Below are 25,638 nucleotides of genomic sequence, written 5' to 3'. Positions count from 1 at the left end.
ACAACATACAGTTAAAGGATACCGCATTATAGCGTTGAAAGTATCGAGGTTGAAAGCTGGGCAGTTGTAAGCCCAGATCTTGAATGGGATGTGGTTTGTTAGTCCGCCTCGGACTCTAACGAAGCCAACCAACGAAGCACTTCCGCAGTTGCCTCAATAAGATCGCTTGGGATGTACTGGTCGACGTTACCGTCGGCGTATAGTGCACGAGCAAGAGGGACTTTTTGCATCACAGGCACGCCTTCCTCTTTAGCGATTGCGACCATACGTTTGGCTACCGCATCGGTTTCCATCAAAGTGATGACGGGCAGGGGCGTTTCGCCTTTCTTGTAATAAAGGCCAACCGCGATATGTGTTGGGTTTGTAACTAATACATTAGAACGTTTAACGTTTTCACGTTGATTAGAGGCTTGTAGCTCTTGGTGTAACTGACGACGTTTGCTTTTTATTTCTGGACTGCCTTCCATCTCTTTGTATTCGCGCTTCACTTCGTCCTTGCTCATTTTGAGCTTTTTCGTGTGATCAAACTTCTGGTACGCAAAATCTGCGGCAGCGATGACGATGAAGCCTACCGAAGAGATAATCATTAATTGTTTAATCATGACGCCAGTAATGGTCGGGACACATTCTAGCCCACAAGTTGGAATTTGCATTAAAGCGTTGATGTTACCGCGTAATGTCACCCAGATAATGCAGGAAAGAAGAGAGACTTTAAGGATCGACTTGATAAACTCAATCACACTCTTGAGGGAAAAAATGCGTTTGGCACCTTCGACGGGATTGATCTTTTTGATGTCGGGTTTAACGGATTCACCACTAAATAGGAACCCGAACTGCCCCATATTGGAAAAGATGGCGACGAGTGCAGCAACCAGAATAATCGGAGCGAGTAGATAGGCAATTTCTTTTGCGATGGCGATAGCGACATCGACTAGCGCATCTTGGAAACCCTGATAAGCAAGCTTACTTGGTAGGAGAATAAGCGCTGAGATGTGCGACATGTAATAATCGGCGAACGCAAACAGTACAATTATGAGCGCCAAAATTAATGCAGACGATACGATTTCTTGGCTTTTGGCAACCTGACCTTTCTGTCGAGCATCGCGTAACTTTTTTGCGGTGGGTTGCTCAGTTTTTTCTGCACTCATAAAGAATCCTAAGCGTTATTGCCAAATGGTATTGAGTTGTTCTGCGAATCGGGTAATGCCGTAAAACTGTACTTCAAAGTGATCCATCATTATTCCGAGATACACGATCAGTAAAACACTCGCGATGGCACTTTTTATTGGCATGGCAAGGAAAAAAACATTCAATTGCGGTGCAAAACGACTGATAAGCGCCAGACCAAACTCAGCAAGAAACATTGCCAACACTAGTGGAGCGGACATCAACACACCAAGCCACATAAGCTGTTCAAATTGCGCGTAGAAGAAGCTAACCCATGCGTCGCTAACGGTTGGGAAAAAGTCCACGATCGGCCAAGATGTATAGCTTTTGAATAACGCATAGATAAAAGTGACAAAGCCCCCGCCAGAGAAGAACAGGGTAATCAACGTTTGGGTCAGCAACACGGCTGTTGGTGTGGATTGTGAGCCTAGCGTTGGGTTAAACATACTTGCCATGGCAGCACCACGTTGGTTGTCGACCAGAAAACCGGCCGCTTCTATCGCCCAAAAGGGGATAGCAGCAACAAACCCTATCAATAGCCCAATTAATACCTCCTTACCCAAAATCACTATCAGCCAAATGCCGTCGGTTTCTGCGGGCAAGCTTTGCTGATTAATCATCGGAAATATAAACAGCGCGAGTGAGCAAAGCACACCATTTCTCACCATGGTGCCGCCTAGCATTTGCTTGCTCAAAATAGGCAAAAAGATGAAGCATGCCATTACCCGAGGTAACGTCAGACTGTACAAAAATAAAACCTGGTGTAAGTCGTGATAACTCATCGTATTTGAGGAATTTTATCCATAGCAAGCGAGGCGAAGGCGTGGAGCTCTGCCCCTAGCCATTGCGTTGTGACGAACAGTGTAATAATGACCGCGATAAGCTTGACCACAAAGCCTAACGTTTGTTCTTGGACCTGAGTTAACGCCTGAATAAGCGACACCAATGTACCAACCAATGCTGCGACTAAAATCGGCGGTAATGACAAGTACAACACTAGGGTTAATGCTTGAGTCGTGAAATGAATGATTTCAGCAGAATGCATACTTTCTCCGTGATTAACCGTAACTCAACACTAAGCCGTGGGTGAGCTTTGTCCAGCCGTCAAGCAAGACAAAAAGCAACAATTTGAAGGGGAGGGAAATCGTCATTGGCGATACCATCATCATCCCCATTGCGAGTAGGATATTCGACACAATTAGGTCAATAGCGATGAACGGTAAGTACAACAGAAAGCCAATTTCAAAAGCGCGAGTAAGTTCGCTGACGGTAAATGCGGGCAGTAAGAGCAATAAACTGTCCGACTCTAAACGGTCTACGTACTTCTGTGGCCACAATGTGCGTGCAGCATCAGTGAAGAATATGGCTTCGGTTTCCCGAATATGCTTTTTCAAAAATTCTCGATAAGGCTGTAAACCGCTTTCAATGAGGCCTTCTACACTTGCAGAATCTTCAAGGGAGATATCATGCTGCTTTACGTAGTCGTAGGTTTCAAACCCGACGGGAGCCATGATGAAAATTGACAGAATGATGGCCAATCCGTAAAGCGCCATATTCGGCGGAATTTGCTGTACACCGAGAGCGTTACGCAGCAGTGAGAATACAACGGCCAGTTTCACAAACGACGTCGCCATCATGGCGATAAATGGGATCAGTGCCAGCAGTGCTAAGCTGACAATGAGATTGAGCTCGTCGGGTAACTGGATCATGCTGGCTCCTGCGTGCCACCGAACAGCTCCAGTACGCGCACACCTAAATGTTCGTTAACATTAACCAGTTCACACTCACCAATGATTTTGCCGTTGGCACGCAATGTTACCGGTTTAGATACAGGCTGGTTTAGCTCGAATACGTACCCTGGCTGAAGCTGGTTAAGCTGCTCTAGCGTGATGGTTTGATGGCCGATATCAAACGTGAGTTCCACAGGCAGTTGCTGGTGGTCGGTTAACATTTCTGAAGTGTTTACGTCATTCATATTGGTTTCTTTTTCCATAATGTGAAGAGTTTGGTCATCCAGTTGGCAGCGCCAGAGATTCTGGTTAGATACTTGAAAAATGGCTTGTTGCTTGGCGATGTAACCATCGTCAAAAAAGATGACATCTCCCAGCTCGAGCGAATTAAATTCGCTTAACGTCAAATGGGTCCTTCCAAGACTTAACCACACAGGTAAAGCGAGGTGTCGAGCTTGTAGAGCAGCGCTGTTTGGTAGCGCATCCAACAACACGTCTGATCCTTCGCTAACCCACAAACAAAGAGAGCCGTTAGGCTTATTGAGGGTTAACATTAAAGTATGCTCTTGGGCCTGGCTCGCCTCTAACGGCTGTAGTTGACTAAGAATGGGTAACTGACCAAATAGCGCTTTGATTGCCTCACTATGCGGTTCTATCTGTGAGCTCAAAAGTGCTAACTGGAGGGAGTTAGGCAGGGACTCAAACGCAGTAGCATTTAAGGTCGATTTCAGCCAATGTTGGAGCTGCGCACGAGAAAAGTCTACTTGTAGGGTTTGCCCTCCAATCAACGTGGTTAAACGGAACCCTTCAAATGAAGGGATTTGAGCAACAGTAATCGATACGCTCTGACCATCAGTCCCTTGGAAGTGGCACTGTTTTGCACAAAGTTGATTGCTGAGCGCGATACTTTCTGCATCCACTTTGGGGATTATTAACGGCGTCATAGGTCATTCTCCGCTTGCCATTCTTCATACACGCTGCGTTGTTGGCGTGAGTGTTGTTGTTCATGTTGTTGTTGATCGAGCTGTTGAGTTTGTTCGCTGATCGCTAAGCGAAGTGGCTGCTCACCACCGAATCGGTTTAGCCGTTCAGCAAGATCTTGTCTAGCTTGCTGGCTAATAATGGTAAGGGCATGCTCTTGTCGAATCGTCACGCTATACCCTTGAGCGTCCAACTTGATGTGGATTTCACCACCTTTTAATTGTCCTTCACTTAGAAACAGCCGAACCTCTTTGTTGTCCGATGCGGTTGGCAGAGCAACATAGATTTTGTCCACCAATTGCTGGAGTAATTGGTTTACGTCTCGCGTTGGGCTTGGTTGAGCCTGCGAAGCAACACTTTTTAGGATGACATCGCCTTGTGTTACCGCACTTGCAAAGGGCTGAGAAGGGACTTTTTCTTCATCCGTTTTAACGGCGACTAGTGCGCTTTTCGTCTCGATTTTTTCAAGAGGCTTGGTTTCAGGCAGGCCACCAGTTTGGTTTGGTCGTTTGCCTGTATTCTGTAGTTGCTGTGTTGCGCGTTGATTGTGCGCTGTTTCAGTTTGCTTTTTTGTTAAGCCAACAATGTTAATCCCATCTTGAGCGAGCTCTGTCGCTTTCGCACTTTGGGGGAGCAAGCCAGATTCAAGCGTAGAGAGACAATCCGGCGAGGTATGTTTATCCATCGGCGTCGGTTTATCATCTTTCAAATGAGCTTGAGCTTGAAAGTGAGGATCAACACGCTCGGTAGAAGGGGAGCTTAGAACTGTGTCGCCATCGCTTTTTCCATCATTTTTAAGCAGTTTATTGTTTTCGCTAATTATTTCTTCGCTATTTGCTGCGTCGTCTTGCGATTTCTCTATGTCTCTCTTAGTGACGACGTCACTTTGACCTTTTAAAGTGGAGATGTTTTTGTCAGCGTTGGCTTCTTGGTTCGATAGGTTAAGTTTCTTATCTAGACCTTGAGATGTCTTATGCCTTAGCGGTATGTCTTCTTCGCCAGTATGATTTTTTTGGGGATTCCCAACGATAGACTCCTTTCCCTCGCTAGGCTTCTTCGTCATTGCATGCTCGAATTGTGATTGAAGCTCGGCCTCCTTCTCGAGAGGCGCTTGTTCCGGCGTTGATTTGTGCAGCGTATTCGATGTTTCAGTTGTTGGGGTAATGCGCATAGTGAACCTTTAGATAATGTCGACAGTGCGAAACTCTTCCTGTTCGAGTTCTTCTTGGTATTGCCTTTCTCGCGATTTTTCCGCGACTTCTTGTTGCTGCAACTGAACGAATTTTTCTTTGGTTTTATGGGCTTGTCGCGCCTCTTTTTGCTTTTCTTTAAGTGCCGAGCGTTCGATTTCAAGCGCTTTTTTTGACTCGGCCACACGTTGTTTAAGTTCGGCTTCTCTCTCTCTTAACAACGCGATTTCTTGTCTTAATGTTTCCAGCTCTTTGAGAACGAGCGTTTGTTGTTTTGCTTTAGCAAAACGTCGCTCTTCTTCTTCCTGGCGCCAAACGTGATAGTCCGCGACAGAACGTTCGGCCTTTTGAACCTGTGCTGCGGCGTTTGACACTCGGTATTCTTGACGCTTGACGGCTTTATCCGCACGGTCAGCGCGAATTTTTTTGATTTCTAATAAGCGTTCTATCATTGTTTCGCCATCCCTTTAAGTTGAGCGATAGCGCCATCAAGATCGCTTGGTTCATGCGTGCCTTGGCGTAAAAAGGCGCATATATCATCACTTTGTGCAATGGCCATATCCGCTCGGCTATCTGCGCCATGTTGGTATTCGCCAATTTTGATTAGCAGTTCAACTTCTTCATACTTAGCTAACATTTCGCGAATATGAGCAGCAGACGCCTGATGATCGGATTCAACGATTTGATTCATCACTCGGCTTGCTGACCGAAGTACATCAATCGCAGGGTAATGGTTCATTGCGGCAAGTTTACGCGAGAGAATGATGTGCCCATCTAAAATGGAGCGAGTTTCATCCGCGACAGGCTCTGTCATGTCGTCACCTTCCACCAACACGGTGTACAGTGCTGTAATTGATCCTTTGTCTGATTGTCCAGCTCGTTCCATCAGCTTTGGCAAAGCGGCAAAAACAGAAGGCGGATAGCCACGTCGTGTTGGTGGCTCGCCTGCGGCTAGTCCAATCTCCCTCTGTGCGCGGGCGAAACGCGTTACAGAATCCATCAGCAGTAGCACGCGTTTACCTTGGTCACGAAAATATTCTGCGATAGAAGTGGCAACAAAGGCGGCTTTGGCGCGCTCCATTGCTGGGCGATCAGAGGTAGCGACCACTAAAACCGATTTGGCCATTCCTTCTTCGCCTAGGTCATGCTCAATAAACTCGCGCACTTCGCGTCCGCGTTCACCAATTAAGGCGAGAACGGTCACGTCAACTTCTGCGGAGCGAATCAGTTTTGCCAGTAGGGTACTTTTACCCCCGCCAGCCGCTGCAAAAATACCCATGCGCTGACCTTCACCACAGGTCAGTAGCCCATCAATGGATCGAACGCCAAGAGAGATTGGCTTTTCAATCAGTTTACGTTGCATTGGTGGTGGCGCATCGCGATAAACAGGATACCAAGCACTTGGTTCCTGACTTTGCGTACCATCGAAAGGACGTCCAAGCCCGTCAAGCGTTGTACCTAACAGGTGGTCGCCAACACCCACTTCGTGCATTTTACCCATTGGGCTTACTTCTGTATTTGAGGAAATCCCAAACATATTTCCTAACGGAGTGAGCAAAGCGTGATGCTGCTGGAAGCCAACCACTTCCGCTAACAAAGACAGAGTTTGATCGGGATTACGCAACTCACACAGTTCACCTACACGAACGCCAGGGACGACAGCTTTGATAATGGTGCCGGTGACTTGTGTAACGCGCCCGCGAATTTGGATCAAACGCGTGTGTTTAATCGCAGATTGTTGGATATCAGTGATGTATGAGAAATCGTTCAAGGTAAAAATATGCGCAATGATTGATGCTGAGAGGATAGAAAGTATAAGAATCAATTTATAGTGAATATCAGTCGGGAGTTTTTAGAAAACTGAAAGTGCACTAAAAAAACACGTCTGATTTTGACAGCTTCAACAAAGCGCACTTCCTATAATTCGCCTGTATTGTGCGGAAGGAGTGCAAGTGAATGAGTATTATCAACAATCATATCGCAACAAATCCAAAGTTTGATGCGTCTATCCAAAACGGGTTGGAATCGTCTCGCCCCGACGTTTCACAAAAAGGCAATTATCGCGGTGAAACCGTCCGTGTTCACAATGCCACACAATCACTTTTTGATGCGATGGAAGAACTCACTTCACTCGGTTCCGAAAAAGCAGAGAAAGATCTGACCAAGCGCAAAGTGAAAGACAGTGGTGTTCGAGTTAATGAAGCACATGAACTCGTTTCGGACTATTTAAGAAAAGTCCCTGATCTTGAAAAGAATCAAAAGATCAAAGATTTGGCTACAAAAATGGCGGGAGGAAATATCTCGACCATCGCGCAATTACAAGCCTACTTGAATGGGTTTTCCGAGGAGAAAAGCCATCAATACCTCGCCCTAAAAGCCGTTAAAAAGTTTTTGAGTGCGAGTCCAGAAAGTAAACACCTACTAGCGCTGATTGACCAAGCACTTCTAAGAATCGAGCAAAACCCAGATACATGGTCTCAAATTGATACGGAAATCCGTGTCTCAAATTTTGCTGATGAATACAGCCAAGAGCAAGAGTTTAGCTCTTTGCATCAGCTGCGCGGCTTCTACCGCGATACCGTTCATAGTTATCAAGGGCTCGGCGCGGCTTATCAAGATGTAGTGGCGCGCTTTGGTGAGCAGGAGGTATCGACCGCTGTTGACTTTATGCTGCAAGGCATGAGTGCAGATCTTAGTGTTCAAGGTAGCAGTATCGATTCGGTTAAGTTGAAGTGGTTGATGTCCGATATGCAAAAACTCAAAACTCTAAATACGTTGCAAGATCGTGTGAGTCAGCTGTTCCAAATGTTTAAACCGGAAAGGACGAATTATGGCTTATCAAGTTTCTAATTTGATGGCTGATGTGATTGCGTTGGTAGAGCAGCGATGGGTAAGCAGTGATGAGATATGGAAAGTCGCCAACGCTATGGAATTGACGGCGGTAGAACAAAAAATCGATTTTTTTCGAGAGTTCCATAAGTTAGTTCGCGCAATCCCAATTGACGTATTCGCCGATGAAGAACAACGACAGAATTTAATCCAAGCGGTACAAAAGGCGCTAGACGAAGCCATTGATATAGAAGAAGAGGAAGCGTGGGAAGATGAGTTGGATTGATGCATCCGTCGATGAATTTTGCCGAGGAATGGGGCTCGATGCCGTCGATTTCTCATCAGCTGGACGGGTGCAGCTGGATTTTGAGCAAAGTGGTACGCTGCATATTGAGCGACAGGGTGAGCAGTTATTCTTGATGTTGTCTCGAGCGTTATCTTGGCATCAAACCAGTGACATGATTCAAAGTGCACTGTGTTTGTGTCATGCCGATCAAGGCTGGCCTTTCGAAATTAAAACCGGCTTGTTAGATGAACAAACTCTGGTTTTTTCAGCAAGGCTAAAAGGAGAAGAAGTAACACTTCCGACCTTAGAGCAAGCGTTTACGCTTTTGGCTCGTCTGCATAACGATGTGGCAGGCTCATGACTCGAGTCAGCACTTTAAACGTAGGCATCGAAGCCTTTACGCATGTTACTCATAGTGAAGTTAAGGCCGATTTCCCAGAACGATTTCAATTGCTTCCTGATGGGCAGGCGGTCGCTACACATTTAGAGAAGCTCTATGACCTCCGGCCTTCAGACCAATATCTCATCGCGTTAACTAAGCCCAAGCTGCTGCACTCAGAGTTGTTGCGTCCAGAAAAGTACCGCCAACAGTTCGATGAAACGTTGGCTCAGCTGCAAGTTCTTGCACAGGACTCAGGCTCCGTTTCTTTTATCAAAGCATCCGAAACGCTACAAAGTACACAACTTGATCAGCGTTACCTCACTATGGCGCTCAATCTCCTTATTCAGGTCTAACCAACATGTTGAGATCCAAAGACATTGAACTCTTACTTGTTCACGCTGCGCTACAAGTTCAATACCAAAAGCCAGAGCATGCCATTTCTATTCTCGATGCGGTTCTAGAAGTAGAACCGCAGCACAAAGAGGCGATGCAAACACTTGCTGTGGCGTGTTTACAAAGTGGTCGATATACCCGGGCGATTGAGGTGTGTGAGCACCTATTAAAATCCGACCTTCATCCTGACTCGGCAGGACTCTGGTTTTGTTTAAGCCAAGCGCGTTGGAAACAAAATGACGTCGATGGGGCACGCCAAGCGCACCGACGCTATCTGCAATCTTTAAATAGTGAATCACATGAATAAGTTGATCGATATTCTAAACAAAGTAGGGCAACGCAAAGACATCATGCTTGCGGTGATGTTACTCGCGATCGTCTTTATGATGATATTGCCACTTCCTACCGCACTGGTGGATGTGCTGATTGGCACCAACATGAGCATTGCGGTGGTGCTGCTTATGTTAGCGATTTACATCACCACGCCACTTGAGTTCTCTGCATTTCCTGCGGTGCTATTGATCACGACATTGTTTCGTCTGTCTTTATCTATCACGACAACCCGCTTGATCTTGCTACAAGGCGATGCTGGTCAAATCGTTTATACATTCGGTAACTTCGTTGTGGGCGGTAACTTAGTGGTCGGTATTGTTGTGTTCCTGATCATTACCATTGTTCAGTTTATGGTGATCACCAAAGGCTCAGAAAGGGTAGCAGAAGTTAGTGCGCGCTTCTCACTCGATGCGATGCCTGGTAAGCAGATGAGTATTGACGGTGACATGCGTGCTGGAGTAATTGACGTACACGAAGCTAGGCACCGACGATCACTGATTGAAAAAGAAAGCCAAATGTATGGCTCGATGGATGGCGCGATGAAGTTCGTTAAAGGCGACTCTATTGCGGGTCTGGTCATCATTGTGGTCAACATCTTAGGTGGCGTCACGATCGGGGTAACGCAAAAAGGCATGAGTGCTTCTGAAGCACTTGAGTTATTTGCGATTTTGACCGTTGGTGATGGTTTGGTGTCGCAGATCCCGGCACTCTTTATCGCGATTACCGCCGGTATTATCGTGACGCGTGTTTCTCATGAAGATTCTTCTGATCTTGGGTCGGACATTGGTGGGCAGGTCATTGCTCAGCCACGTGCGCTTCTTATTGGTGGTGTGCTTTTGGTGCTGTTCGCACTCATCCCTGGGTTTCCAAAAATCACTTTTTTGGTCTTGGCCGCCGTGGTTGGTGGTGGTGGTTTCTTCCTTTTCTATCAACAGAAAAAACAAGCGGAATCAGATAGCACCGACTTATCAAGCTTTGTTTCGCAAGGGGCCGGTTCGCCAGCAGCGAAGCCAAGCAAACCTACGCCTTCTAGAAACAGTAAAGGTAAGTTAGGTGAGCAAGAAGAGTTCGCCATGACGGTCCCGCTGTTGATTGATCTTGACGCGAGCCTTCAGGAAAGCTTGGAAGCGGTCGCATTAAATGAAGAGCTAGCAAGGGTGAGGCGCGCACTATATCTCGACCTCGGCGTGCCTTTCCCGGGTATCCACCTGCGTTTTAACGAGGGGATGCAAAATGGCGAATATTTAATTCAGTTACAAGAAGTTCCGGTTGCACGAGGACGAATTGTAAAAGACCAACTCTTGGTGACAGAAGGGAATGAGCAGATCGACTTATTAGGCGTGCCTTATGAGCAAGATGAAGATTTTCTACCCGGTATTTCTAGCATTTGGGTGGCACAGAGTTATGAGCAAAAACTCGTAGCCAGTCATGTCGGTTTTCTCACACCCGACAGGATTTTAACGTACCACTTGTCTCATGTTCTCAAGGAGTACGCACAAGACTTTATTGGTATTCAGGAGACGCGTTATCTGTTGGAGCAGATGGAAGGCAGTTATTCGGAGCTAGTCAAAGAGGCCCAGCGTATTGTTCCGTTGCAAAAAATGACGGAAATCTTGCAACGCTTGGTTTCTGAAGACATTTCTATCCGAAACCTTCGCGTGATCTTGGAAGCGATGGTTGAGTGGGGCCAAAAAGAGAAAGATGTTGTACAGCTGACGGAGTACATTCGTTCTAGCTTAAAACGTTACATTTGCTACAAATACGCGAGCGGACAAAACATGTTGCCCGCTTACTTATTGGATCAAAATCTCGAAGACACGATACGCAGCGGTATTCGTCAAACCTCAGCAGGGAGTTACTTGGCGTTAGATCCGTCAATAACGCAACAATTTGTCAGTGATGTGAAACAGACCATTGGTGACTTAAGCCGCATGCCGAATAAACCTGTGCTAGTTGTGTCTATGGATGTACGCCGATATGTGCGAAAGCTTATTGAATCGGAATACTACGATCTGCCCGTTTTGTCATTTCAAGAACTAACCCAGCAAATCAATATTCAGCCACTTGGAAGGGTGGGGATGTAATGAAAACAAAACTAATACTCTCGCTGGCGCAAGCGGGGATCGAAGTGACGCCATACTTTTGGCAACAAAGTGAAATTCAACTTGGTTATCGAATTGAAGTTGAAGGCTTAGAGCTCGTTTTTCGGGTGGAGGACGGTGAAATCATCATCGTTCTTCTGAAACGCGTTCGTCCAAAATTGGGGTTGAGTAACCCCTTTGCCGGCTTATTTCTCTTGGCTGAACATGCCATTCAACTTTATCCCTCCGATTGGGTCATTCGCGGCAACGTCGATGTGTTACGTGGTAGCAACATGAGCAGCCAGCGATTGGCACAGTTCTATCTAAAAGCATGCGGTGCAAGCCATGATGAGCTAGAAGACTGGTACTGTTTACGCCTAGCAGATTATAGACCTTTGAAAAAGTTGAAAAAGTAAAAACTCACGACTGTTACTGACAGCACCGATGAGATGACCCGCTTTAAGATAGGAATCAAGATGAAGCAACCGTTTACCGATGCGATTGAGAACGCTGAGCTTGCCATTAGAAAAGCTGAAGACAGAACCGATATTTTTAACGAGCTATTGGAAGGCTTAGGTGTTGGTCCTGTTGCGGGGGATGTATTACTTGGCGGCATAAAAGCGCCAGTAGATACCATGAAACGTGCAGAGCAAGAGCTAATAGACGAAGTCCAGCGCCGCCGGCAACAACAAACTCAGCTACAAGGTACGTCAGGTAAACGCAGAAAGCGTCCCACAGTGATGCGCGGCATGATGATTTAGAGGTTTGGAAATGACGAATATGAAAACGACTGGCTCTACGACAGGAGCAACAGACACAGCTGCGAGTAGTGCACCATTACCCACTTTCCAACAAAACTTGATAGAGGCATTTACCCCTGTACTGGGTGAAGCAGAGACTCAGCAACTTGCCTCGATAATCTCTTCATTGCCAACTATCTCGGGACAAACGGAATCACAAAGCATCGCGCTTTATGTTGATACGCTTGAAAACCTAAAAGCGAAAAATAACGCGTTTGCTGGTATATCATTGACCGACACCGCATCTGTTTGGCTAAAGTCGCTACAAAGTGCTAACTCAGATGGTGAATTAACCGCAGCCGAGTTTAATGCTCAAACAAACCAAACGCTATCAAATCAGTTTCAGGCTTGGTTTAGTAAGTTACTGACGGAAAACGTAGATAGCTCGTTATCTACTGAGTTTGTTAGTCAATTTAATCTGGGCACTCAGAGTAACCAAGCGGAGCAGATCGCCAACCTCTCCGAGACAGGTCTGGCTAACGCCACCAAAGAAATTTCTCTTTTTGTTGCAGAGCTTGCTAATCAAATGGGCTCCCGTGAAGTGAGAGATGCTTCTATTTCTTTTCTTCGCAATGCGTTTAGTAGCTTAGGTTCCGTTAATCTCGCGCAACTGAAGAGCTCGGATTTTCTGTTGACTAAAGAGAGTTTCGCCCTTCAAGTCTCAGCTCAATTAAAAAGTAGTTTTCAAGGCATTGGTATTACTTTAAGCACCGATGACGCAAGTGCGCTAGCTAGCAGAATTACCTGGACTCCTGGTATTTCTAAACAGCAGCTTAAAGAAGCGTTAGATGAAATGGCCGCTCAAGTGAAAGGCCAATATAGTGCAGCTTATGGTGAGGCGACTGGAACGAACAATCTAAAAGCAGCACTTAACACTGTTATTGGTGGAACTGAGCCTTTGACCCTTTCTAGCTTGTTCGCCAACTTCGCGGTGAGTTTAACAAATATAGAAATCGACGACTTTTACCAGGACAGCGCGATAGCCGATGTCCAAAAGACACAAATAACGGCAGCTCAAGTTAATTTGATCAAAGAAAACACCGAACGAGATATCCGATTACAGTTTGAAAAAATAGTAAAAGGTGAATCTACCGGGGCTTCATTTACTGAGCGATACGAGGCATTGCGCAAGAACTTAGGAGCATTGAAAGGGCGTCTACTCAATATCACCGATAAAGAGAAAGCGGATCGCGAGGTGAGAGCAGAGCACTCTCTAACGGCTCGTGATTTGTTGGCCGTTGTTGAGTCCAGCATTGGAGACCGTTTTGATGAGCAAGTGCTGCTTGCGCTAAATGAGCGTCGTGTTAACCGTTTAGAGAAACGTAATGACCAGAAAGAGGCATTAGAGGATCTCACAATACAGCTTAAAGTTTTTGGTGTTGTGCAATCAAAAATTCACTCTACGCAAAGTGTTGATGGGGTTTATAAACCGGGATATCCAGAAAGTAACTTCAAAGCGAGTGACTTTAACTACAGTAATCAAACGGATTTTGAAGCTTCACCTGAGTACAAGTATTTGACGGATAATAAGATAACAAACCATCGAGACTTCCTTCAAACACAAGGTATTACTATCGGTGATGGTGCGTCGTACCAAGACGAAGAGAAGTCGAAAAAACTGTCTAATTTTTCTAGTTCTGTCAGTGCTAAATCCAAGTTGCTTAACGATGAAGTGCAAATCAAAACCACTGAGCTGAACGACACCAGTTCTCAATACAACTCGACCGTTGAAGCGATGAACAAGTTTGTTCAGAAGTACCACAGTATTTTACAAGAAATCCTACGAGCCATTTAAGGATAACCAACCATGACTAAAACAAACGCGACCGATCCATCCCAAATGCAAGCAGAAGAGCTGCTGTCTTTTCTGGAAGAGGGAGGCACGCTAAAAATGTTGCACGATGTGTCTCAGGACACCATCGAACACATTTATGCCGTAGGTTACAACTTTTTCCAATCGGGAAAGATTGAGCAAGCAGCGAAAGTATTTCAATTACTCAGCATGCTTGATCATTATCAGGCGCGATTTTTCATTGGCCTTGGCGCGGCTCGTCAGGAGTTGGGTGAGTATCTGCAGGCAATAGACGCCTACAGCTACGCAGCGCTAGTGGACGTAAATGATCCACGCCCACCTTTTCACTCTGCTGAATGTCACCTGAAACTGGAACAACTGACAGAAGCAGAGAGTGGGTTTTACAGCGCGAAGGAGATGTCTGCCGGAAAATCACAATATGCAGATTTGCATGAGCGTGCAGGCATCATGTTAGAAGCGGTGAGAAATAAAAAGGAGTAATTAGACTATGAGTTCTATTGCACTTGACCGCATCCAGACACAGGTTTATAGCCCTGAATCTGGCCAAGCCACGTTAGATAACGTGCAGAAAACGGCGTCTACAGCGACGCCTTCTGTGACGGTAGAAAACGTGAAGAGTAAAGATGCAGATGTACTGAACATCGGAAAAGTAAAAGTTCAGTTAGATGCACCTAACGCAGCTGTTAGTGACAAAGTGAATGATTTGACGCTAAAAGCCATGGCACAGCTGCAAAAGATCGTCGATACCATTGCAAAATCTCTCCATGCAGTTGCAGACCAAACAGGTTCGATTGCCGTCAAAATCATCGCAGGATCTGCTGATGATTTTGAAGTAGAGCTTGCTGCTATCACGGATAAACTGAAAAGTGCTCAAAACGAGCTGAAAATTCAGGAAGTGAAGGTCGCAAAAGCTAAGCACGAAAAAGAGATGGTGGAAAACCAAGACAAAATCAAAGAATCGGAAGCCGCTGCAAAAGAAGCCCAAAAATCAGGCTTAGCAGCGAAGATCTTTGGTTGGATCAGTGCGGTGGTTTCTATTGTTGTTGGTGCCGTAATGGTGGCAACGGGTGTTGGTGCAGCAGCCGGTGCACTTATGATCGCTGGTGGCGTCATGGGAGCAGTGAGCATGGCGTTGCAAGAGCCAGCCGTTCAAGATGCGCTAAAAGAAGCGGGCGTAAATGTCGATGTGCTAAACAAAGTCGTAATGGCATTAGAAATCGCCGTCGCGGTTATCGGAGCTGTTGTGACGTTTGGTGGTGCAGCAGCTGGCGGTATCGCGAAACTTGCAGCGAAAGGTGCTGGTAAGGTAGCTCAAAAGGTCACGGAAATCGCTACTAAAGCCGCTGCAAACATGGCGAAAGTGGCGGATATGGGCACAAAAGCTGCGACAACAACAGCGAAAGCGATTCGTTATGGCGCAGAAACCGTCGATCTTGCCGTCAACGTGGGTAAAGGCGCAACGGACAGTGTTCACGCTGCTAACAATGCTCACGTGACAGAGATTCAGGCTGATATCACAGACCTTCGAGCCAAAATGACGTTAAGCCAGGCTGTCATTGATAAGCTCAAAGAAGAGATTGGTAAGTTGATGGAAGACTTCCAAGAGCTGATGAGCCTCATCATGCAAATGATTCAAGCGAAAAGTGAAACTATGCAAACGGTGTTAAGCCGTCCTGCAACGGTATAAGGAGTTTATTATGCTAGATAAAGTAGGCGGAACGGGTCGTGGTGAACTATACGGTTTAGGCGACACCATTAAAACCAACAAAGCAGAAAAAGCGCCGGAAACAAAGCTTGAAGCGGGCGCCGTTAAAAGCCAAAGTGAGTCAGGTGTTTCTGGTGCAGCACGCTACCAGTTAGAGACACCTAAAGCTCCTACAGTGAGTAATCAAGCTCAAGTTGTTGCAAACTTAATGAGTGCTCTTGCGCCGACGGTGAGCTCATTAATGAGCACAACGATGAAAGCACTTAACGGTGAGGAGGTGATCAAGTCACCATCAGATGCGGTATCACAATCGTTGACGCTATTAACATTGTTGTATCAAGTATCAAAGCTGAGCCGTGAGCAGCAAGTGCTACAACGTGAAATTGCTGTTGAAGCAAACGTCGCGAGTTTAGAAAGCCAAGCGGCAGAACTCAACAACTCGGCAAGCGCAATGATCGCGATGGCAGTCGTTTCGGGTGTATTAGCGGGTGCTACCGCAATTATTGGTGCCCTTGGTTCTTTCAAAGCAGGGAAAGAAATCAAGAATGAAATGGCGAGCAATAATGTACTGAAAACGCAAAAAGCTGGCTTAGATCAAGCAGAAGAGTTATTAAATAACAATAGCTTGTCTAAAACTCAGCAAGATCAGGTTAAGCGTGCGCACTCACTAGCGAAAGACAATATCGCAGACACGACAGCGCAGCTGACAAGTGGTGGCCGTAAGTTCGATAAGTTGATGAGCTCAAACCAAGCAAAGAACGCGATTCTTCAAGCTTTGGGCCAGATGGCAAACTCAGCATCGAATGTAGAGCAAACCAAAGCGCAAGCGCGCAGCAAAGATGATGAAGTACAAGCGACTCGCGCACAAGCAGCCAAACAGAAAGCCGATGAAAACATTGGTTTCCAAGAAGGCTTATTGAAAGAGCTACGTGACTTGTTCCGATCTATCTCAGATAGCCAGAACCAAGCGTGGCGAGCATCAGTCCCAACGGTGTAACCATCCGTTTCACTAACTACAAAGCGTTGTTTATACAACGCTTTTTTTATGGGGTTAAAGTATAAACACTATTTATCAGCAGGTTAAGTTGATAAAAAAGTATATATCTATAAATCAACCTCTAAGGATGAGAACTCAAACGTTATCAAATTGTTAACGGTTGCTATACTTAAACGGTCATCAACACAAGTAAAAGGGATGTTCAATGTTTAAGTTTAAGCAAATCGCACTTGCGGCTTCTTTGGCGGCACTCACAACAGGCTTTTCTGCGTCTGCGGAGGAAACGTTTGTCACGATTGGTACCGGTGGCGTAACAGGGGTTTATTATCCGACTGGTGGCGCTATTTGTCGCTTGGTTAACAAATCGCGAGAAGATCACGGTATCCGTTGTTCGGTAGAAAGTACTGGGGGATCGATTTATAACATCAACACTATTCGTGCTGGTGAATTGGACCTCGGTATCGCGCAATCAGACTGGCAGTATCATGCTTACAAAGGAACCAGTAAGTTTGAAGAAAGCGGGCCTTTTAAAGAGCTACGCGCCGTATTCTCCGTTCATCCAGAACCGTTTACTGTCGTTGCACGTAAAGACGCGAACATCAAAACTTTTGATGATTTGAAAGGTAAGCGCGTTAACATTGGTAATCCTGGTTCTGGTCAGCGAGGTACTATGGAAGTACTAATGAACCAGTATGGTTGGAGTAACGACGACTTTAAGCTTGTCTCTGAGTTAAAAGCAGCAGAGCAATCAAAAGCACTTTGTGATAACAAAATTGATGCGATGATTTATACCGTTGGTCACCCAAGTGGAGCGATTAAAGAAGCCACTACGTCGTGTGATAGTAATATCGTAACGGTAGCTGGACCTAATGTAGAAAAACTGGTTGCAAACAACAGCTTCTATCGTGTCGCAAATGTCCCAGGTGGTATGTATCGTGGCACAGATAGTGATGTTCAAACCTTTGGTGTGGGCGCGACGTTTGTTTCTTCTACTGCGGTACCAGAAGATGTGGTTTATAACGTGGTTAAAGCGGTATTTGAAAACTTCGATGATTTCCGCCGTCTCCACCCAGCGTTTGCAAACTTGAAGAAAGAGGAAATGGTAAAAGACGGTTTATCTGCGCCTCTTCACCCAGGTGCGCTCAAATACTACAAAGAAGTAGGGCTGATTAAGTAAGCGTTACTTTCTCTTATTATTGATGTAAAACGCCATCTTTCTCGATCAATGCCACTCGTTTAACCGCGAGTGGCATATTTCTATTTCTCGTCATCCTGTACAGCGACGAAGGAGCGTGATACAGGATCTTCTATCCGAGCACTTTGTGATCAAAATGGTTTCATTAGCCGCTCAGTGTAGTGCTATTAGATTCCTAACCTCGCTGGAGTGACACAAAAAATCGTTAAGCTATCTGCATTAATCTTTCGCGCTGGTGTTTTTGTAGGAGTGTTATCCACTTGTACAAGTTTTGCTTAAACATAAACATCAATGAAAAAGTAGATAGTGATGAGAATAGAAGAAAGAGCAACAAACCCTTTAACATGATTGGGATTCAGTTGACGAGATACACGAGCTGCAAGATACCCACCTACCAACGTACCGACCAAAACAACACTACCTGTGTGCCAATCAATGGAGCCATTGGCAACAAAAATCACGATAGCAATGAGTGAAACACACGTAGATACGAGCAATTTCAAACCGTTCATTAAATTAATGTCTTGGTGACCAGCTACTACCAGATAACTCAGAACAATAACCCCTAAACCTGCGTTGAAAAAACCACCGTAAGCAGAGACACCAACAAGTAGTAAACCCAACGCGATTGCTCCGAGTATGCCAGCATGTTTGTGCTCTTTCGCGACAGTTTTGATTAGCATTGTTAAACGAGAACCGGTGAGAAAAAGCACGGTGGCAAATAAGAGTAACCAAGGGATGGCTTCCATAAATAGCGATTCTGGCGTGTTGAGCAACAGATATGCTCCGACAGCGCCGCCGACTAAACTGAATGAGACTGTGAACAGCAGTTCATGCTTGTTCTTCATGATCTCTTCTCTGAACCCGACGGCTCCACTAATGTAACCCGCACATGAAGCATATGTGTTTGTTGCGTTAGCCATAATAGGAGGAACACCAACTGCCAATAGAGCCGGAAAAGTAATAAAGCTTCCGCCTCCCGCTATGGAGTTAATGATCCCACCAATTACGCCAGCAATGAATAAAAGTGAGAGTTCTAAAAGCATAAACAATCCTTGTTATGTTCTTTTTCATTGTTAGAGCTTCAGATGATCTAACCTACATGCTCTAATGTTCTGATATGAGGTTTACTTTACCCGCTCTAAAACAAAATTGTTCAGTTCTGTAACGTTTTTGATGACATGAACGGCTTTACTTTGAGAGTACCCTTCGAGGCGATACATAAAGTCATCATTCCAGAATGCGGGGCATTGCTGAAGAACTTTGTAGCTTTGTAACGTTCCTTTCAGTACCGAACTACCATCAGGCCAACCTTCAGGTTTTATGAATAGTCCTTTAAGGAGACGTTTCGTCACAAACCAATAGCTTACGGAGTATGGTAGATCAATATAAATGAGAGTATCGGCTGCATCTAAACGAGCGTTGAAAGAGCTGATCGGTCCAAGGCCATCTATAATCCAACGATCTGAGCTTAGTATATTGCTATGGGCTTCATCAAAAACGTTACGCTCGACGGGATCACCGTTTGGTTTATAGACTATTGAATCTAATTGATGAAGAGGAAGACCGGTAGCAGACGCGATTGCTTTACTTACCGTCGATTTTCCACTGCCGGGTTTACCAAAAACTGCTATTTTTTGCATTGTGACCGCCTCCAAGAGAGCTTTTCCCATACGGTAGAGACAGAAAACCCACCGCTATGGGTGGGTTCGATAAATACTGAGCGCATCAAAAAATCCCACCATTCCTATGGAATGATGATAATTCGTTGGTTAAGTTGCGCTAAGTGTGTGTTCATACAATCACCTTCATATAACGACAGTGATTTGTCAATACCATCTGCACAATAAGCGAACGATTTGGAGGGCGGAAGATAAAGCCATCACGATGGATGGCTTTATCTAGGTTGAAAGAGAAAGCGATTACTGCTCAACGCTGACTGGCTGTGCTTTAAACTTTTGAATCAGCTTTACGATTAGTGGACTTGCCAATACCAATACAGCTAAAACAGTAAAGGTAAGGGTAATAGGACGCTCCCATAGGAAACTCAGTTCTCCATCTGAAATCATTAATGCGCGGCGTAAGTTCTCTTCCATTAATCCTCCAAGGATGAAGCCCAGCAATAAAGGTGCGAGCGGGAAGTTAGCGAGCCGAAGTGCAATGGCAGCCATAGCCACAATCAGCATCACGAACACATCCATAGTGTTAAAAGAGACCAAATAAACCCCGGTGATTGAGAAGAATAAAATCATCGGTAGAAGCACCGTTCTTGGAACCGCCAAAAGCTTTGAAATGTACGGAATCAATGGTAAGTTCAGGATCACAAGTACGATGTTGCCGAAGTACATGGAAATGATCACTGACCAGAACACATCTGGGTGTTCAACAAATAGGCGAGGGCCAGGTTGAATACCATAAGCGATCAGCGCACCGAGCATTATTGCTGTTGTACCAGAGCCCGGAATACCAAGCGTTAATAGCGGTACAAATGAACCACTAGATGCTGCATTGTTCGCAGACTCTGGCGCAACCAAACCACGGATACTGCCTTTACCGAACTCATCCTTTTTCTCTTTAGGTGCGAGGTTGCGCTCCATACCATAGCTTAAAAAAGCAGCAATGGTTGCCCCTGCGCCAGGAAGAACGCCAGTGAAGAAACCTAATATTGAAGAGCGAATTGAAACAGGCGCAACATCTTTGATTTCTTCCTTGGTCACTTTCATTGAGCCAATGTTGCTCAGCTTTTCTTGTTCTTCATCGCTGGTGTCTTTTGATGGTTTAAGGATGCCCATCAGTGTCTCACCCAGTGCGAATGTCGCCATTGCAAGCAACAAGAAGCTAAAGCCATCCATTAAATCCGTTAAACCGAAGGTAAAGCGTTCAACGCCTACGCCTTTATCGATTCCAACTGTAGATAGCATCAAACCAAGAATGGTCATCATCCACGCTTTGATTACCTGACCTTTCCCCGCAAAAGCCGCGACTGCTGATAACCCAAGTAGCATCAACGCAAAATAGTCCGACGATTGGAAGCTAAGGGAGACGCTAGCCAATGCTGGTGCGGCAACAAGCAACATAATGGCAGATAGCGTACCGCCAGTGAAAGACGAATAAGCTGCCAAAGCTAATGCTTTACCTGCCTGGCCTTTTTGAGCCATTGGGTAGCCGTCGAATGCTGTGACCACGGTTGAAGAACAACCCGGCGCGTTAATTAAAATCGACGATGTAGAACCACCAAATACCGCACCGTAATAAACACCCGCCATTAAAATAAGGCCAGAGGAGGGCTCTAGGCCATAAGTAATTGGGATCATCAAAGCAATGGCTGAGATCGGCCCAAGTCCAGGTAACATGCCGATAAATGTACCGACGAAGCAACCAACGATCACCATCATAATGTTCATTGGCATTACTGCGGTGGATAAACCTTGTAGAATTCCATCTAACATAATTCAGTCCTTTCTTTGACTACCAGATGGTGAAAATCAAACCCGGTTCGAGATAGATGTCCAAACCTTGAGTGAGTAATAAGTAGAACGCGATCACGAATGGAAACGAGGCGCCAAACAGAACGGGTTTACGTCTTTCCCCGAGCAGATAAAAGCCAGCCAATAAAAAGAAGCCAGTAGCTATCACAAAACCTAGATAAGTCAGGCCCACGCCGTAGAGCGCCATTAAAATTAAAAAGGCAATCAGTAACTTCCAATTGAAGGTCAGCACTGCGCCACTTTGTTTATCTGGTTGTCCTGTCACCAGCAGTAGCAAAGAAAGGCCGACACCAACGTAAGTCAGGATGGTTGGCAGAGTACGTGCGGTGAATGGTTCATACTCATCACCTAGAAACAATGGAATCTGCGAGGTTTGATAACCGTAGCAAAGACAGAAGAGTAGAAAGATCATTGCGCCGACGCGGTCACGACAGAGCAAGTACTCTTTGGTGAAAAAGTTGGTTGAACGAGGCATATTCAACTCCTAACAAAAGTAAAAAAGACCGCATATGGACGTCAATGAATAAACTAAACCATTAACAATTAAGCATTTCGCTGCTAGTCGAGCCGCTTTGGGTATATAAACAAAGGAGTGTGCATGCCGATTGTCGACAATGTCCATATGCGGTGAAACTTAGAGTGCAAATACATGGGGAAATACCAACCTATGTTATTCATTGAGGTTGGTATCTGAGGGACCCCAATTCGACTGTTACTTCAGGAAGCCTAACTCGCGCATTAAGTCACCCATCTGTTGCTCTTGATCTTCAAGAAACGCGAAGAATGCTTTATCCGCTTTATAGTTGTCGATCCAACCATTGCGGTCTCGAACGACTTGCCATTCGTCGGTGTTATACATTTTAGTAAATGCGGCATTCCATTCATCTAGCTTTTCTTGGCTTGTGCCTGGTGCTGCAAAGAATCCACGCCAGTTAGCAAAGACAGTTTCATTACCATATTCGGTGAGAGTTGGAATGTTAGGCGCAGCTTCTAAACGTTTTGGTGCTGTAATCGCTAACACTTTCACTTGCCCAGACTTAGACATTTCGAGTACTTCACCTAACCCTGTAGAGAGCAGTTGTGTTTCGCCTGAAAGTAGGGCAGCCATGGCTTTTCCACCTGCATCATAGGCAATGTAACGAACTTTGCGCGCATCAAAACCTTCACCTTTGAAAGCCGCTGCTATAACCAAATGATCCATAGAACCACGAGCAGAGCCACCAGCAACCTTCACTTTACGAGGGTTTTCTTTAAAAGCTTTAACGACATCTTCCCAAGAGCTGTAAGGAGAATCGGCTGATGTAACAATGGCGCCATAATCGGCAACCGTTGCGGCAACAGGAGTCAAGTCGCGGAAAGATTGTGGGAAGATCCCACTGAGCGAGCGAACGACGATCGGTGTTGAGTTCACCATGAGTGTATCTTCTTGACGATCAGCCGTTTCAATCAAATGTGCGATTGCTTTGCCACCGCCACCACCAGATAGGTTTTGAAATGATACGGTTTCGACGATGTCCGACTTTATTAATACATCACCAGTACCTCGGGCGGTCATGTCCCAACCGCCACCGGCACCTCCAGGGATAAGAAAGTGCATTTTTTCAATATCTGCAGCAAGAGCGTTGAATGAAAATGAAGCTGCGATGATTGAAGCGGCGAGCGTTGGTTTGAGTACCTTTAACATGTTCACGTTCCTTATGTTAGCGACTCTATTTAGTTGAGCCTTATTGTTTTTGCTCAGTTGTCATGCCTTGTAAGCGTTAAAGCTGAACTTGGTGTAAAGGTTAATTAAGTGTTAAATATCTGTCTGTAAAAGAGATATAAAGAGAATATTGAGCATTTCGGTTATTTTGTTCATAAAGTTCACGGCGAGAAGTTGGTGTTAGGTCACGCGGCTTTACGCTTTGGTAGGCCATAATAAAATGACGGAAAATGAACGAGGAAAAGAGAATGAAAGGGACGTGTTTGTGCGGCGCAATTGAAGTCATCGCTGAGGTTAAAAATGAGGTTAGCCTGTGCCATTGCTCTATGTGTCGAAAATGGTCGAGTGGCGCACTTCATGCGGTGCATTGTGGGCCTAACGTGACGTTTAAAGGTGGCGAACCTAAACGTTATCAGTCGTCAGACTGGGCTGTGAGGGGGTTTTGCGGTGAGTGTGGCACAAACCTTTTCTACCATTTGTTGCCGACAGGTGAGTACATTCTTTCCGCTGGTTTGTTCGATAACCCAGATTTCAAACTCACTTTAGAGATTTTTACCGATGAAAAGCCAGCTTATTATGACCTCAATTCCGCTTCACAAAAGATGACTTCGCAACAAGTATTTGATCAATTTGCACCTAAAGAATAGTTTTTTATCCGATTATTGTTCGACAACTGAGCTTTTAGTTTTTAGATCATAAGCTTAAAGGTTTATAAGTTGTCGACAATATGAGTTCCCCATTCTTTATTTCTGCTAAAAATGGCACTTAATAGGCATTTTAGGCCCATTTAAATTACGACCTTAGTCTAAATTGTCGACAATTTACTTGATTGTCGACACTTTGATCGACTACTTTATATTCAGGTTAAGAAATTGTAGACATTTCGATGTCGGTAACAAGAGTATCTGAATATGAACTCTGAGTTGAAAGCTCGTTATAAAGTGCTGGGTTCTGAGAAAGAACACACCAAATCCGAAACGCTGACCGAAACACTCATTGAAGTCATTGTTAATGGCGACGTGAAGCCTGGCCATAAGATATCAGAGCCTGAGCTAGCAAAGAGATATCGAGTCAGTCGTGGGCCTTTGCGTGAAGCATTGATGCGCTTAGAGGGGCTAGGGCTCATCGAGCGAATTCCTCATGTTGGGGCTAGAGTGACCACTTTTTCTCCGGAAAAGCTGATAGAACTTTATGCCGTTCGAGAAGCATTGGAAGGCATGGCGGCAAGGTTAGCTGCGCGACACATTACGCAAGAAGAGCTCTTAAGCTTGGAAATGCTATTGTCGACACATTCCAAGCATATAGACCAAATGGAAGGCGCGTCTTACTTCCATCAACATGGTGACTTTGATTTTCACTATCGCATCATCCAAGCGAGCAGAAACAGTAAGTTAATATCTCTGCTGTGTGATGAACTCTATCACTTATTACGGATGTATCGTTACCAGTCGCCACGTGCGCAATCTCGCCCGAATGAGGCGCTCACCGAACACAAATTCATTTTGGAAGCCATTCGCAATCGCGATGAAGAGCTTGCAGAAATGTTGATGAGAAGACACATATCAGGAAGTCGAAAGCTCATCCAATCTCAAATTATACATACAGAAAGTTTAGACAAAGACTAGAAGGAATTCGTCATGAGCTTAACACCGGGAGCGAAATTCAGACTCGCCATTGAACAAAATAATCCACTACAAATTGTCGGCACTATAAACCCGTATTGCGCCATGATGGCAAAAAACTTGGGTCACCAAGCGATTTACTTGTCTGGTGGCGGTATCGCAAATGCGTCATACGGATTGCCGGATCTCGGTATCACAACATTAAACGACGTTTTGGTTGACGTTGACCGCATCACTAACGCATGTGATTTGCCTCTTTTGGTTGATATCGACACGGGTTTTGGCGGTGCATTTAACATTGCTCGCACGATCAAAGCGATGGAAAAAGCAGGCGCGGCAGCGGTGCACATGGAAGACCAAGTCGCACAGAAACGTTGTGGTCATCGTCCGAACAAAGCAATAGTCAGCCAGCAAGAGATGGTTGATCGTGTAAAAGCCGCGGTTGATGCACGCAATGATGAAAGTTTCGTGATTATGGCTCGTACTGACGCGTTAGCTGTTGAAGGCATGGACAGCGCAATCGAGCGCGCGATTGCGTGTGTGGAAGCTGGCGCAGACATGATCTTCCCCGAAGCGATGAACAAGCTGGACCAGTACCTTCAGTTTTCAAATGCGCTTGAGCAAGCGACCGGAAAGCACGTTCCTATTCTGGCTAATATTACAGAGTTTGGCGCGACACCGCTTTATGGCTGCGATGAGCTAGCGAAAGCAAAAGTGGACATGGTGCTTTATCCATTAAGTGCGTTCCGTGCCATGAACAAAGCTGCTGAAACGGTCTACAAACATTTGCTAGAAGTGGGTAATCAGGAAGCACTGGTTGATTCGATGCAAACACGTAAAGAGTTGTATCAGCACCTGAATTACCACGACTATGAAGACAAACTTGACCAGTTATTCTCTGAAGGGAAATAGCGGGGAAAAGCAAAAATAGACGGAAGCCCAAG

29 protein-coding genes are annotated in these 25,638 nt (G+C 45.4%); 16 read left to right on the top strand and 13 right to left on the bottom strand.

Going from position 1 to position 25,638, the window contains the following annotated elements; genetic code table 11:
* Positions 1 to 98: 98 nt before the first annotated feature.
* The 8 genes from vscU to vscN are packed head-to-tail and all read right to left on the bottom strand — an operon-like array spanning position 99 to position 6,839.
* The gene (gene vscU, locus R7F07_RS17265; protein ID WP_005387129.1) at positions 99 to 1,148 is read right to left on the bottom strand and encodes a SctU family type III secretion system export apparatus subunit VscU; all 1,050 of its coding nucleotides are present in this window, start codon (positions 1,146 to 1,148) and stop codon (positions 99 to 101) included.
* Positions 1,149 to 1,163: 15 nt separating this feature from the next.
* Entirely contained in the window at positions 1,164 to 1,949 is a 786-nt protein-coding gene (gene sctT, locus R7F07_RS17260) for a type III secretion system export apparatus subunit SctT (RefSeq protein ID WP_158159675.1), read from the bottom strand.
* Entirely contained in the window at positions 1,946 to 2,212 is a 267-nt protein-coding gene (gene vscS / locus R7F07_RS17255; RefSeq protein ID WP_005377227.1) for a SctS family type III secretion system export apparatus subunit VscS, read from the bottom strand. The genes sctT and vscS overlap by 4 nt, the downstream gene beginning before the upstream one ends.
* 13 nt (positions 2,213 to 2,225) lie before the next feature.
* Complete coding sequence (vscR, locus tag R7F07_RS17250; RefSeq protein WP_005377232.1) at positions 2,226 to 2,876, bottom strand: SctR family type III secretion system export apparatus subunit VscR; 651 nt, start codon at positions 2,874 to 2,876, stop codon at positions 2,226 to 2,228.
* Positions 2,873 to 3,841 carry a SctQ family type III secretion system cytoplasmic ring protein VscQ gene (gene vscQ, locus R7F07_RS17245; RefSeq protein WP_017634547.1) on the bottom strand — a complete coding sequence of 323 codons (969 nt, stop codon included), beginning with the start codon at positions 3,839 to 3,841 and terminating at the stop codon, positions 2,873 to 2,875. Before vscQ ends, vscR begins: the two co-directional genes overlap by 4 nt.
* Entirely contained in the window at positions 3,838 to 5,049 is a 1,212-nt protein-coding gene (locus R7F07_RS17240) for a type III secretion system needle length determinant (protein WP_171343276.1), read from the bottom strand. Before R7F07_RS17240 ends, vscQ begins: the two co-directional genes overlap by 4 nt.
* Positions 5,050 to 5,058: 9 nt before the next feature.
* On the bottom strand, positions 5,059 to 5,520 hold the full coding sequence (locus tag R7F07_RS17235) for a type III secretion protein (RefSeq protein ID WP_005377236.1): 462 nt from the start codon (positions 5,518 to 5,520) through the stop codon (positions 5,059 to 5,061).
* Positions 5,517 to 6,839 carry a SctN family type III secretion system ATPase VscN gene (vscN, locus tag R7F07_RS17230; protein ID WP_171343277.1) on the bottom strand — a complete coding sequence of 441 codons (1,323 nt, stop codon included), beginning with the start codon at positions 6,837 to 6,839 and terminating at the stop codon, positions 5,517 to 5,519. Before vscN ends, R7F07_RS17235 begins: the two co-directional genes overlap by 4 nt.
* Before the next feature lie 185 nt (positions 6,840 to 7,024).
* Here vscN and sctW point away from each other — a divergent pair, with 185 nt between their 5' ends.
* The 13 genes from sctW (at position 7,025) to R7F07_RS17165 (ending at position 17,864) form a co-directional block, all read left to right on the top strand.
* Complete coding sequence (gene sctW / locus R7F07_RS17225) at positions 7,025 to 7,918, top strand: type III secretion system gatekeeper subunit SctW (protein WP_064376729.1); 894 nt, start codon at positions 7,025 to 7,027, stop codon at positions 7,916 to 7,918.
* Positions 7,899 to 8,183 (top strand): TyeA family type III secretion system gatekeeper subunit, encoded by a 285-nt coding sequence (locus R7F07_RS17220; protein ID WP_005377239.1) that lies wholly within the window; start codon positions 7,899 to 7,901, stop codon positions 8,181 to 8,183. Before sctW ends, R7F07_RS17220 begins: the two co-directional genes overlap by 20 nt.
* A complete protein-coding gene (gene sycN / locus R7F07_RS17215) occupies positions 8,170 to 8,544 on the top strand; it encodes a type III secretion chaperone SycN (RefSeq protein ID WP_005388159.1) in 375 nt (124 codons plus the stop codon). The genes R7F07_RS17220 and sycN overlap by 14 nt, the downstream gene beginning before the upstream one ends.
* Positions 8,541 to 8,918 (top strand): type III secretion system protein VscX, encoded by a 378-nt coding sequence (gene vscX, locus R7F07_RS17210; protein WP_064368455.1) that lies wholly within the window; start codon positions 8,541 to 8,543, stop codon positions 8,916 to 8,918. The genes sycN and vscX overlap by 4 nt, the downstream gene beginning before the upstream one ends.
* A 5-nt stretch (positions 8,919 to 8,923) precedes the next feature.
* Positions 8,924 to 9,265 (top strand): type III secretion system chaperone VscY, encoded by a 342-nt coding sequence (vscY, locus tag R7F07_RS17205; protein ID WP_171343278.1) that lies wholly within the window; start codon positions 8,924 to 8,926, stop codon positions 9,263 to 9,265.
* Positions 9,249 to 11,375, top strand: a complete 2,127-nt coding sequence (gene vcrD / locus R7F07_RS17200; protein ID WP_284694804.1) for a SctV family type III secretion system export apparatus subunit VcrD — start codon at positions 9,249 to 9,251, stop codon at positions 11,373 to 11,375. The genes vscY and vcrD overlap by 17 nt, the downstream gene beginning before the upstream one ends.
* Positions 11,375 to 11,788, top strand: a complete 414-nt coding sequence (locus tag R7F07_RS17195; protein WP_005377252.1) for an LcrR family type III secretion system chaperone — start codon at positions 11,375 to 11,377, stop codon at positions 11,786 to 11,788. Before vcrD ends, R7F07_RS17195 begins: the two co-directional genes overlap by 1 nt.
* 60 nt (positions 11,789 to 11,848) lie before the next feature.
* Positions 11,849 to 12,133: an LcrG family type III secretion system chaperone gene (locus R7F07_RS17190; protein WP_005377254.1), complete on the top strand. Its 285-nt coding sequence runs from the start codon at positions 11,849 to 11,851 to the stop codon at positions 12,131 to 12,133.
* Positions 12,134 to 12,143: 10 nt separating this feature from the next.
* Entirely contained in the window at positions 12,144 to 13,967 is a 1,824-nt protein-coding gene (locus R7F07_RS17185) for a virulence-associated V antigen (RefSeq protein WP_025998613.1), read from the top strand.
* Positions 13,968 to 13,979: 12 nt separating this feature from the next.
* Positions 13,980 to 14,465 (top strand): SycD/LcrH family type III secretion system chaperone VcrH, encoded by a 486-nt coding sequence (vcrH, locus tag R7F07_RS17180; protein WP_005377258.1) that lies wholly within the window; start codon positions 13,980 to 13,982, stop codon positions 14,463 to 14,465.
* 7 nt (positions 14,466 to 14,472) lie between these two features.
* Positions 14,473 to 15,672, top strand: coding sequence for a type III secretion system translocon subunit VopB (vopB, locus tag R7F07_RS17175; RefSeq protein WP_171343281.1), 1,200 nt, complete (start codon positions 14,473 to 14,475; stop codon positions 15,670 to 15,672).
* Between the two features lie 10 nt (positions 15,673 to 15,682).
* The gene (gene vopD, locus R7F07_RS17170; protein ID WP_171343282.1) at positions 15,683 to 16,687 is read left to right on the top strand and encodes a type III secretion system translocon subunit VopD; all 1,005 of its coding nucleotides are present in this window, start codon (positions 15,683 to 15,685) and stop codon (positions 16,685 to 16,687) included.
* Positions 16,688 to 16,892: 205 nt separating this feature from the next.
* Entirely contained in the window at positions 16,893 to 17,864 is a 972-nt protein-coding gene (locus tag R7F07_RS17165; protein WP_017821698.1) for a TAXI family TRAP transporter solute-binding subunit, read from the top strand.
* Positions 17,865 to 18,157: 293 nt separating this feature from the next.
* Here the strand turns inward: R7F07_RS17165 and R7F07_RS17160 are convergent, their stop codons facing one another.
* The 5 genes from R7F07_RS17160 to R7F07_RS17140 all read right to left on the bottom strand — a co-directional run bounded on the left by R7F07_RS17160 (position 18,158) and on the right by R7F07_RS17140 (position 23,054).
* On the bottom strand, positions 18,158 to 18,928 hold the full coding sequence (locus tag R7F07_RS17160; protein WP_047102688.1) for a sulfite exporter TauE/SafE family protein: 771 nt from the start codon (positions 18,926 to 18,928) through the stop codon (positions 18,158 to 18,160).
* A gap of 81 nt (positions 18,929 to 19,009) precedes the next feature.
* Positions 19,010 to 19,525 carry an adenylate kinase gene (locus tag R7F07_RS17155; protein ID WP_054728525.1) on the bottom strand — a complete coding sequence of 172 codons (516 nt, stop codon included), beginning with the start codon at positions 19,523 to 19,525 and terminating at the stop codon, positions 19,010 to 19,012.
* A 279-nt stretch (positions 19,526 to 19,804) separates the two neighbouring features.
* Entirely contained in the window at positions 19,805 to 21,331 is a 1,527-nt protein-coding gene (locus tag R7F07_RS17150) for a tripartite tricarboxylate transporter permease (RefSeq protein ID WP_005388177.1), read from the bottom strand.
* Positions 21,332 to 21,350: 19 nt separating this feature from the next.
* Positions 21,351 to 21,845, bottom strand: coding sequence for a tripartite tricarboxylate transporter TctB family protein (locus R7F07_RS17145; RefSeq protein WP_171343283.1), 495 nt, complete (start codon positions 21,843 to 21,845; stop codon positions 21,351 to 21,353).
* 237 nt (positions 21,846 to 22,082) lie between these two features.
* Positions 22,083 to 23,054: a tripartite tricarboxylate transporter substrate binding protein gene (locus R7F07_RS17140; protein ID WP_005388181.1), complete on the bottom strand. Its 972-nt coding sequence runs from the start codon at positions 23,052 to 23,054 to the stop codon at positions 22,083 to 22,085.
* Positions 23,055 to 23,320: 266 nt separating this feature from the next.
* Between R7F07_RS17140 and R7F07_RS17135 the strand changes: the two genes are divergently transcribed.
* The 3 genes from R7F07_RS17135 to prpB all read left to right on the top strand — a co-directional run bounded on the left by R7F07_RS17135 (position 23,321) and on the right by prpB (position 25,606).
* Positions 23,321 to 23,719, top strand: a complete 399-nt coding sequence (locus R7F07_RS17135) for a GFA family protein (protein WP_017821694.1) — start codon at positions 23,321 to 23,323, stop codon at positions 23,717 to 23,719.
* A gap of 264 nt (positions 23,720 to 23,983) precedes the next feature.
* Positions 23,984 to 24,697: a GntR family transcriptional regulator gene (locus R7F07_RS17130; protein WP_171343284.1), complete on the top strand. Its 714-nt coding sequence runs from the start codon at positions 23,984 to 23,986 to the stop codon at positions 24,695 to 24,697.
* A gap of 12 nt (positions 24,698 to 24,709) precedes the next feature.
* Positions 24,710 to 25,606, top strand: a complete 897-nt coding sequence (gene prpB / locus R7F07_RS17125; protein WP_005388185.1) for a methylisocitrate lyase — start codon at positions 24,710 to 24,712, stop codon at positions 25,604 to 25,606.
* Positions 25,607 to 25,638: the final 32 nt, after the last annotated feature.

It is taken from the genome of Vibrio sp. YT-16 (assembly GCF_033337405.1).
GTDB classification, from domain to species: domain Bacteria; phylum Pseudomonadota; class Gammaproteobacteria; order Enterobacterales; family Vibrionaceae; genus Vibrio; species Vibrio alginolyticus.
This window is presented reverse-complemented; position numbering and strand designations above follow the sequence as displayed.

Bases quoted from the DNA above. Each gene is read 5' to 3' on its own strand.
- sctT (WP_158159675.1), bottom strand. From the start codon at position 1,949: ATGAGTTATCACGACTTACACCAGGTTTTATTTTTGTACAGTCTGACG.
- R7F07_RS17145 (WP_171343283.1), bottom strand. From the start codon at position 21,845: ATGCCTCGTTCAACCAACTTTTTCACCAAAGAGTACTTGCTCTGTCGT.
- R7F07_RS17130 (WP_171343284.1), top strand. From the start codon at position 23,984: ATGAACTCTGAGTTGAAAGCTCGTTATAAAGTGCTGGGTTCTGAGAAA.
- R7F07_RS17220 (WP_005377239.1), top strand. From the start codon at position 7,899: ATGGCTTATCAAGTTTCTAATTTGATGGCTGATGTGATTGCGTTGGTA.
- vopD (WP_171343282.1), top strand. From the start codon at position 15,683: ATGCTAGATAAAGTAGGCGGAACGGGTCGTGGTGAACTATACGGTTTA.
- R7F07_RS17160 (WP_047102688.1), bottom strand. From the start codon at position 18,928: ATGCTTTTAGAACTCTCACTTTTATTCATTGCTGGCGTAATTGGTGGG.
- sctW (WP_064376729.1), top strand. From the start codon at position 7,025: ATGAGTATTATCAACAATCATATCGCAACAAATCCAAAGTTTGATGCG.
- R7F07_RS17140 (WP_005388181.1), bottom strand. From the start codon at position 23,054: ATGTTAAAGGTACTCAAACCAACGCTCGCCGCTTCAATCATCGCAGCT.
- R7F07_RS17195 (WP_005377252.1), top strand. From the start codon at position 11,375: ATGAAAACAAAACTAATACTCTCGCTGGCGCAAGCGGGGATCGAAGTG.
- prpB (WP_005388185.1), top strand. From the start codon at position 24,710: ATGAGCTTAACACCGGGAGCGAAATTCAGACTCGCCATTGAACAAAAT.
- vscY (WP_171343278.1), top strand. From the start codon at position 8,924: ATGTTGAGATCCAAAGACATTGAACTCTTACTTGTTCACGCTGCGCTA.
- R7F07_RS17150 (WP_005388177.1), bottom strand. From the start codon at position 21,331: ATGTTAGATGGAATTCTACAAGGTTTATCCACCGCAGTAATGCCAATG.
- R7F07_RS17165 (WP_017821698.1), top strand. From the start codon at position 16,893: ATGTTTAAGTTTAAGCAAATCGCACTTGCGGCTTCTTTGGCGGCACTC.
- R7F07_RS17235 (WP_005377236.1), bottom strand. From the start codon at position 5,520: ATGATAGAACGCTTATTAGAAATCAAAAAAATTCGCGCTGACCGTGCG.
- R7F07_RS17155 (WP_054728525.1), bottom strand. From the start codon at position 19,525: ATGCAAAAAATAGCAGTTTTTGGTAAACCCGGCAGTGGAAAATCGACG.
- vscR (WP_005377232.1), bottom strand. From the start codon at position 2,876: ATGATCCAGTTACCCGACGAGCTCAATCTCATTGTCAGCTTAGCACTG.
- vscU (WP_005387129.1), bottom strand. From the start codon at position 1,148: ATGAGTGCAGAAAAAACTGAGCAACCCACCGCAAAAAAGTTACGCGAT.
- vscS (WP_005377227.1), bottom strand. From the start codon at position 2,212: ATGCATTCTGCTGAAATCATTCATTTCACGACTCAAGCATTAACCCTA.
- R7F07_RS17240 (WP_171343276.1), bottom strand. From the start codon at position 5,049: ATGCGCATTACCCCAACAACTGAAACATCGAATACGCTGCACAAATCA.
- sycN (WP_005388159.1), top strand. From the start codon at position 8,170: ATGAGTTGGATTGATGCATCCGTCGATGAATTTTGCCGAGGAATGGGG.
- R7F07_RS17185 (WP_025998613.1), top strand. From the start codon at position 12,144: ATGACGAATATGAAAACGACTGGCTCTACGACAGGAGCAACAGACACA.
- R7F07_RS17190 (WP_005377254.1), top strand. From the start codon at position 11,849: ATGAAGCAACCGTTTACCGATGCGATTGAGAACGCTGAGCTTGCCATT.
- vscQ (WP_017634547.1), bottom strand. From the start codon at position 3,841: ATGACGCCGTTAATAATCCCCAAAGTGGATGCAGAAAGTATCGCGCTC.
- R7F07_RS17135 (WP_017821694.1), top strand. From the start codon at position 23,321: ATGAAAGGGACGTGTTTGTGCGGCGCAATTGAAGTCATCGCTGAGGTT.
- vopB (WP_171343281.1), top strand. From the start codon at position 14,473: ATGAGTTCTATTGCACTTGACCGCATCCAGACACAGGTTTATAGCCCT.
- vcrH (WP_005377258.1), top strand. From the start codon at position 13,980: ATGACTAAAACAAACGCGACCGATCCATCCCAAATGCAAGCAGAAGAG.
- vscX (WP_064368455.1), top strand. From the start codon at position 8,541: ATGACTCGAGTCAGCACTTTAAACGTAGGCATCGAAGCCTTTACGCAT.